The organism is Flavobacterium sp., from assembly GCF_017985075.1.
In the GTDB taxonomy this organism is placed as follows: Bacteria; Bacteroidota; Bacteroidia; order Flavobacteriales; family Flavobacteriaceae; genus Flavobacterium.
The window spans coordinates 1-5,086 of record NZ_JAGNYF010000093.1 but is presented as its reverse complement, the minus strand read 5'-3'; the positions used below and the strand labels follow the sequence as shown (position 1 = coordinate 5,086).

At 33.0% G+C, this 5,086-nt stretch carries 8 protein-coding genes and 1 tRNA gene; 6 read left to right on the top strand and 3 right to left on the bottom strand.

Features of this window, described 5'->3' with window-relative positions:
- Positions 1 to 32 precede the first annotated feature (32 nt).
- The 3 genes from KA468_RS10630 to KA468_RS10620 all read right to left on the bottom strand — a co-directional run bounded on the left by KA468_RS10630 (position 33) and on the right by KA468_RS10620 (position 1,415).
- Positions 33 to 113, bottom strand: a tRNA-Tyr gene (locus KA468_RS10630).
- A gap of 148 nt (positions 114 to 261) precedes the next feature.
- Positions 262 to 708: a TlpA disulfide reductase family protein gene (locus KA468_RS10625; protein ID WP_291242909.1), complete on the bottom strand. Its 447-nt coding sequence runs from the start codon at positions 706 to 708 to the stop codon at positions 262 to 264.
- The gene (locus KA468_RS10620; protein ID WP_291242908.1) at positions 675 to 1,415 is read right to left on the bottom strand and encodes a DUF4369 domain-containing protein; all 741 of its coding nucleotides are present in this window, start codon (positions 1,413 to 1,415) and stop codon (positions 675 to 677) included. Before KA468_RS10620 ends, KA468_RS10625 begins: the two co-directional genes overlap by 34 nt.
- A gap of 125 nt (positions 1,416 to 1,540) precedes the next feature.
- Between KA468_RS10620 and KA468_RS10615 the strand changes: the two genes are divergently transcribed.
- The 6 genes from KA468_RS10615 to KA468_RS10590 all read left to right on the top strand — a co-directional run.
- Complete coding sequence (locus KA468_RS10615) at positions 1,541 to 2,089, top strand: hypothetical protein (protein ID WP_291242907.1); 549 nt, start codon at positions 1,541 to 1,543, stop codon at positions 2,087 to 2,089.
- Entirely contained in the window at positions 2,076 to 2,222 is a 147-nt protein-coding gene (locus KA468_RS10610) for a hypothetical protein (RefSeq protein ID WP_291242906.1), read from the top strand. Before KA468_RS10615 ends, KA468_RS10610 begins: the two co-directional genes overlap by 14 nt.
- Complete coding sequence (locus KA468_RS10605; protein WP_291242905.1) at positions 2,222 to 2,446, top strand: hypothetical protein; 225 nt, start codon at positions 2,222 to 2,224, stop codon at positions 2,444 to 2,446. The genes KA468_RS10610 and KA468_RS10605 overlap by 1 nt, the downstream gene beginning before the upstream one ends.
- On the top strand, positions 2,433 to 2,816 hold the full coding sequence (locus tag KA468_RS10600; protein WP_291242904.1) for a YchJ family metal-binding protein: 384 nt from the start codon (positions 2,433 to 2,435) through the stop codon (positions 2,814 to 2,816). Before KA468_RS10605 ends, KA468_RS10600 begins: the two co-directional genes overlap by 14 nt.
- A gap of 62 nt (positions 2,817 to 2,878) precedes the next feature.
- Complete coding sequence (locus tag KA468_RS10595; protein ID WP_291242903.1) at positions 2,879 to 3,985, top strand: VWA domain-containing protein; 1,107 nt, start codon at positions 2,879 to 2,881, stop codon at positions 3,983 to 3,985.
- A 64-nt stretch (positions 3,986 to 4,049) separates the two neighbouring features.
- A partial coding sequence (locus KA468_RS10590; protein WP_291242902.1) for an AAA family ATPase occupies positions 4,050 to 5,086 on the top strand: 1,037 nt, incomplete at its 3' end.

Below are 5,086 nucleotides of genomic sequence, written 5' to 3'. Positions count from 1 at the left end.
ATAAAAAAAGCACCTCGTTAGAAGTGCTTTTGTGGGGAGAGCAGGATTCGAACCTGCGAAGTTTTCACAGCAGATTTACAGTCTGCCCTCGTTGGCCGCTTGAGTATCTCCCCAGGCCATTTCGATTGCAAATATATAATTGTTTTTTATTGTACCAAACTTATTTTACTGTAATGTATAAAATATTTTATAACGTTCTGAAAACTAAAAACATAAAAAAACCCCATTTTGTATGTACTAACAAAATGGGATAATTATTTATTATTTTATACCTAATATTTCTTTTACTTTAGCTTTTAATTCTTCGCCTCTAAGGTTTTTTGCTACAATATTTCCTTTTGCATCTAATATAAATGTGGCTGGAATGCCATCAATTTCATAGTCTAAGGCAATTGGATCTTTCCACTTTTTTAGATTAGAAACTTGTGTCCAAGTTAATTTATCTTTAGCAATGGCTGCTTTCCAATCTGCTGCATCATCATCTAAAGACACGCCAATAATATTTAAGCCTTTACTGTGTAATTCGTTATAAATGGCAACTACATTTGGATTTTCTGCTCTACAAGGTCCGCACCACGAAGCCCAAAAATCAATAATAGTAACTTTTCCTAACGATTCTTTTAACGAAACAGTTTTGCCCTGTGGCGTTTTTGCAGAAAAATCAGGAGCTTTAGTTACTTTTTTTTTTCTGGAGCGGCAGCTTTTAATTGTGCGTCTAATGCTTTTTTAACATTTTTACCGCTTTTCGTTTCGTGTAATTTTTTATCTAATTTTTCAAACGCATCTTTAGCTTCTTTGCCTTGCATCGTTCCTCTACTAACATAATTTTCTAAAAACAACATCGATAACATTGAACTTGGATTGTTCTTTATAAAATCTTTAGACTTAGCATCCATTTTAGCAGAAATAGACTGTGCTAATTTTCCGTATTCTTCATTTAATTGCGTTTGAACAGCTACATCATTCGTTTCCATAGCTTTTTTCATAGCTTCATTGTTGTTCTTCTGAAAATCCATAATCGGTTTGTTAATAAGTACCGATTCGTCTGTATATTTTTGAAACAAATCATTATCAGTAGTTCCAGAAACTCTAGATTTTTGAATATCTTTGGTATCAAAAGCAATTTCTATCGTACCGCTTTCAATAATAAACGGAAGTGATTTTCTCGATTGATATTGTGGATCAATTACACCATCAATACTTACAATACCAATTTCTGGAAGTTCGCTTTTTCCTTCAAATTCAAATTTTCCTTCTTTTATTTCTACTGTATCCATAGCAACAGGACCCATTTCTCCTGCGCCTTCTAAAAATACTTTTGTGCCATCTTTTATACCTTTTGCAGTTCCTTCAACCTTAAATTTATTGCAAGAAATTAATATTAATGCCGAAAATAATAGTACTACTTGTTTCATTGTTTTTTTTCTAAATGGTTATGCTGAAAATTCAGTTTTAAATTTTATTCAATGCAAAGGTATTATTTTTTTTAGGATTTATAAAATGTATATATATCCAAAATAGATATTACTATCTTTGCAAAATGAATAGTTTTACTAAATTTAATTTTCACAAACACACGTTTTGTTTGTTTCAGCAAGTAGAAGATACTGCTGTGGCAGATTTAAAATTAGGTTACAAAAGTGCTTCCGGAAGTGCGTACTTTTTTACAGAATTAGGTGTTTACAGAAAATCAAACCATTGGGGAAGAGCCGCCAATTGCCGTTGGAGATTAATAACTAATGCGGACTATAAAAATCAAACTGAAATTGTAGGATTTGCGCATTGGACCGATTTTTATCCAAATAACGAAACAGAAAAATTGTTTTTTATTACAATTGATGAAACTAAAAGCGAAGTTCATTTTAATCATAAAAATCATCCAGATTATGCTAATCAAATGCTAAGAAACGCATCGGATACGGCAAAAAGAATTAAAGAAATCAAAATTGTATTACAAGATACTTCTTGGTCGAAATACCTGATTTTTGATGATTTCGAAGAAATAAAGAGGAAAATGCTAACGGAATTGAATAATACCAATGAAAGTTTCGTAAATTTGAAAAAAATTTTGCAACATGGGAAGAAATAATGCCATAAATAAAGACAAGCATAAAAAGCAATTGGACAATCATTTGAAGAAAATTCAAAAAACAAAACAAACGTCTGCAGCTAAAAAAGCATCTATATTAGAACAATACAAGCAATCGCTTAAAAACCAATAATGCATTCACAACAATTAGTTAATTTAAAACCAAAAGTTCAAATAATTATTGATTTGTTAGCCAAAAAAGATTGGGATACTGCCCAACTTTTGCTGCTTGAAGTGAGTGAGGAAGTGGAAAATTTAATAGATGAAGTGGTGTCAGATGACCATTTAATTGAATTAAGTAAATATCAGGTTTTGCTGAAACATTTAGTACTTAAAACCCAAAATGGAAGACACTAAACTTTGCCCTTGTGGCAGCCAAATTAGCATCCAAGAATGTTGTTTGCCTTATATTCAGGAGCACTTAATTGTACCCACTGCTGAAAAATTAATGCGTTCCAGATTTACAGCATTTTATTTACATGATGCGGCATATTTATACAAAACCACACACGTATCTCAAAAAAAATATACAAATAAATCAGATATTTTAGCTTGGGCACAACAAAATACCTGGCAGAAATTAGAAATTCTAAATAGTACTGAAAATACAGTAGAATTTAAAGCCTACTTTTTAGATGAAAACAAAATACCTCAAATTCATCACGAAAAATCAACGTTTATTCTTTTTCAAAACAATTGGTTTTATGTGGATGGGAAGTTTTATTAGTTTTAACTAAAAATTAGCATTCGTTTTCTTGCCATTTAAAAGTATCCTTGTAATTTTAAAACATGAAAAAAGGGTTTTATTTTAAAACGTATGAAAAGCCATTTAAAACACCATTTGAGGTGCTTTTTGATGTTTTTAAAGAATTAATTGTCCATACATCTGGCGATTTCGACGAAGCTATAGATTGGCTACGTGAACTTGATGCCGAATACAAATTAACTACGCCAGACTATTCCATTGAGGATTTTATTGAAGATTTAAAGAAAAAAGGTTTTATTCGTGAAGAAATAACGGGCGATGGTACCGGCGAGGTTACTATCACTTCAAAAACAGAACGTCTTATTCGTCAAGCTGCTTTGGATCAAATATTTGGAAATTTAAATAAATCGGGTAGCGGCAATCATAAATCGAAACAACTTGGCGGTGGCGATGAACTCACAGGCGAACTTAGAAGCTATAATTTTGGGGATAGCTTAGATAGAATTTCATTAACGGAAAGTCTAAAAAACGCACTAATCAATAATGGAATTGGCGAGTTCCAACTTACTGAAAATGATTTGGTAATTGAAGATACGCACTACAAATCGCAAATGAGTACTGTTTTAATGATAGACATTTCTCATAGTATGATTTTATACGGCGAAGACCGAATTACGCCTGCCAAAAAAGTAGCGATGGCGTTGGCGGAACTTATCACTACTCGTTATCCGAAAGACACCATTGATATTTTAGTTTTTGGTAACGATGCATGGCCTATTTCTATAAAAGAATTACCTTTTCTAAAAGTGGGACCCTATCATACCAACACCGTTGCAGGTTTGCAATTAGCAATGGATATGCTACGAAGAAAACGCAATACCAACAAACAAATTTTTATGATTACCGACGGAAAACCAAGCTGTGTTCGAGAAAAAGACGGCTCGTATTATATGAATAGTAACGGTTTAGACGAGTATATTGTTGAAAAATGCTATACGCAAGCTGCTCAAGCCAGAAAATTACACATTCCAATTACGACTTTTATGATTGCCAACGATCCCTATTTGCAACAATTTGTAGATAAATTTACGGAAGCCAATCAAGGAAAAGCGTTCTACACAGGTTTAAGTGGTTTAGGAGAAATGATTTTCCAAGATTATGAAGCCAATAGAAAAAAGAAACTAAAATAAGTAATACCAAATAAAAGAACTTACATAAAACACCATCTGCTAATTTGCGGTTAAAAATACTACTATGATACACATAAAAACACTAGGTGAATTGATACAATCAGGCTATCAATCGAAAAATATAAAAGAGGAGCTACGTACCAATTTAAGAAATAAGCTAATTGCCAAACAGCCAACCTTTACAGGTGTTCATGGTTTTGAGAATTCTGTAATTCCAGAATTGGAACGTGCTATTTTATCACGTCATAATATTAATTTACTAGGGTTACGCGGACAAGCAAAAACTCGTTTGGCTCGAAAAATGGTAGAACTTTTAGACGAATACATTCCATTTGTTACGGGTTCTGAAATTAATGATGATCCACTACATCCAATTTCTCGTTTTGCGATAGATTTGATTGCTGAAAAAGGAAATGACACGCCTATTTCTTGGTTGCATAGAAGCGAACGCTTTTTCGAAAAATTAGCGACACCAGATGTTACAGTTGCCGATTTAATTGGTGATGTAGATCCAATAAAAGCGGCCAATTTAAAATTATCGTATGCCGATGAACGTGTAATCCATTTCGGAATGATTCCTCGTGCCAACAGATGTATTTTTGTAATTAACGAATTGCCTGATTTACAAGCGCGTATTCAAGTAGCATTATTTAATATTTTGCAAGAAGGCGACATTCAAATACGTGGGTTTAAATTAAGAATGCCATTAGATTTGCAATTTATTTTTACCGCAAATCCAGAAGATTATACCAATCGAGGCAGTATAGTAACGCCGTTGAAAGACAGAATTGGTTCGCAAATTTTAACGCATTATCCAGAAACTATTGAAATTGCTAAAATTATTACAACGCAAGAAGCTAAGTTAGATGAGAATCAATCGTCTTTAGTACACGTGCCAAATTTAGCAAAAGATTTGTTGGAGCAAGTAGGTTTTGAAGCAAGAGAATCCGAATATATTGATGCAAAAAGCGGCGTTTCAGCGCGAATGAGTATTACCGCCTACGAGAATTTAATTAGTACCGCCGAACGCAGAGCCTTACTAAATGGTGAAGAAAAAACAACCGTTCGTTTGTCTGACTTTTTAGGGATTATCCCAGCCAT

What these genes read in the sequence shown, in the direction of transcription:
- KA468_RS10620 (WP_291242908.1), bottom strand. Translation starts at nt 1,415, where the DNA reads ATGAAACAAGTAGTACTATTATTTTCGGCATTAATATTAATTTCTTGC.
- KA468_RS10615 (WP_291242907.1), top strand. Translation starts at nt 1,541, where the DNA reads ATGAATAGTTTTACTAAATTTAATTTTCACAAACACACGTTTTGTTTG.
- KA468_RS10610 (WP_291242906.1), top strand. Translation starts at nt 2,076, where the DNA reads ATGGGAAGAAATAATGCCATAAATAAAGACAAGCATAAAAAGCAATTG.
- KA468_RS10605 (WP_291242905.1), top strand. Translation starts at nt 2,222, where the DNA reads ATGCATTCACAACAATTAGTTAATTTAAAACCAAAAGTTCAAATAATT.
- KA468_RS10600 (WP_291242904.1), top strand. Translation starts at nt 2,433, where the DNA reads ATGGAAGACACTAAACTTTGCCCTTGTGGCAGCCAAATTAGCATCCAA.
- KA468_RS10595 (WP_291242903.1), top strand. Translation starts at nt 2,879, where the DNA reads ATGAAAAAAGGGTTTTATTTTAAAACGTATGAAAAGCCATTTAAAACA.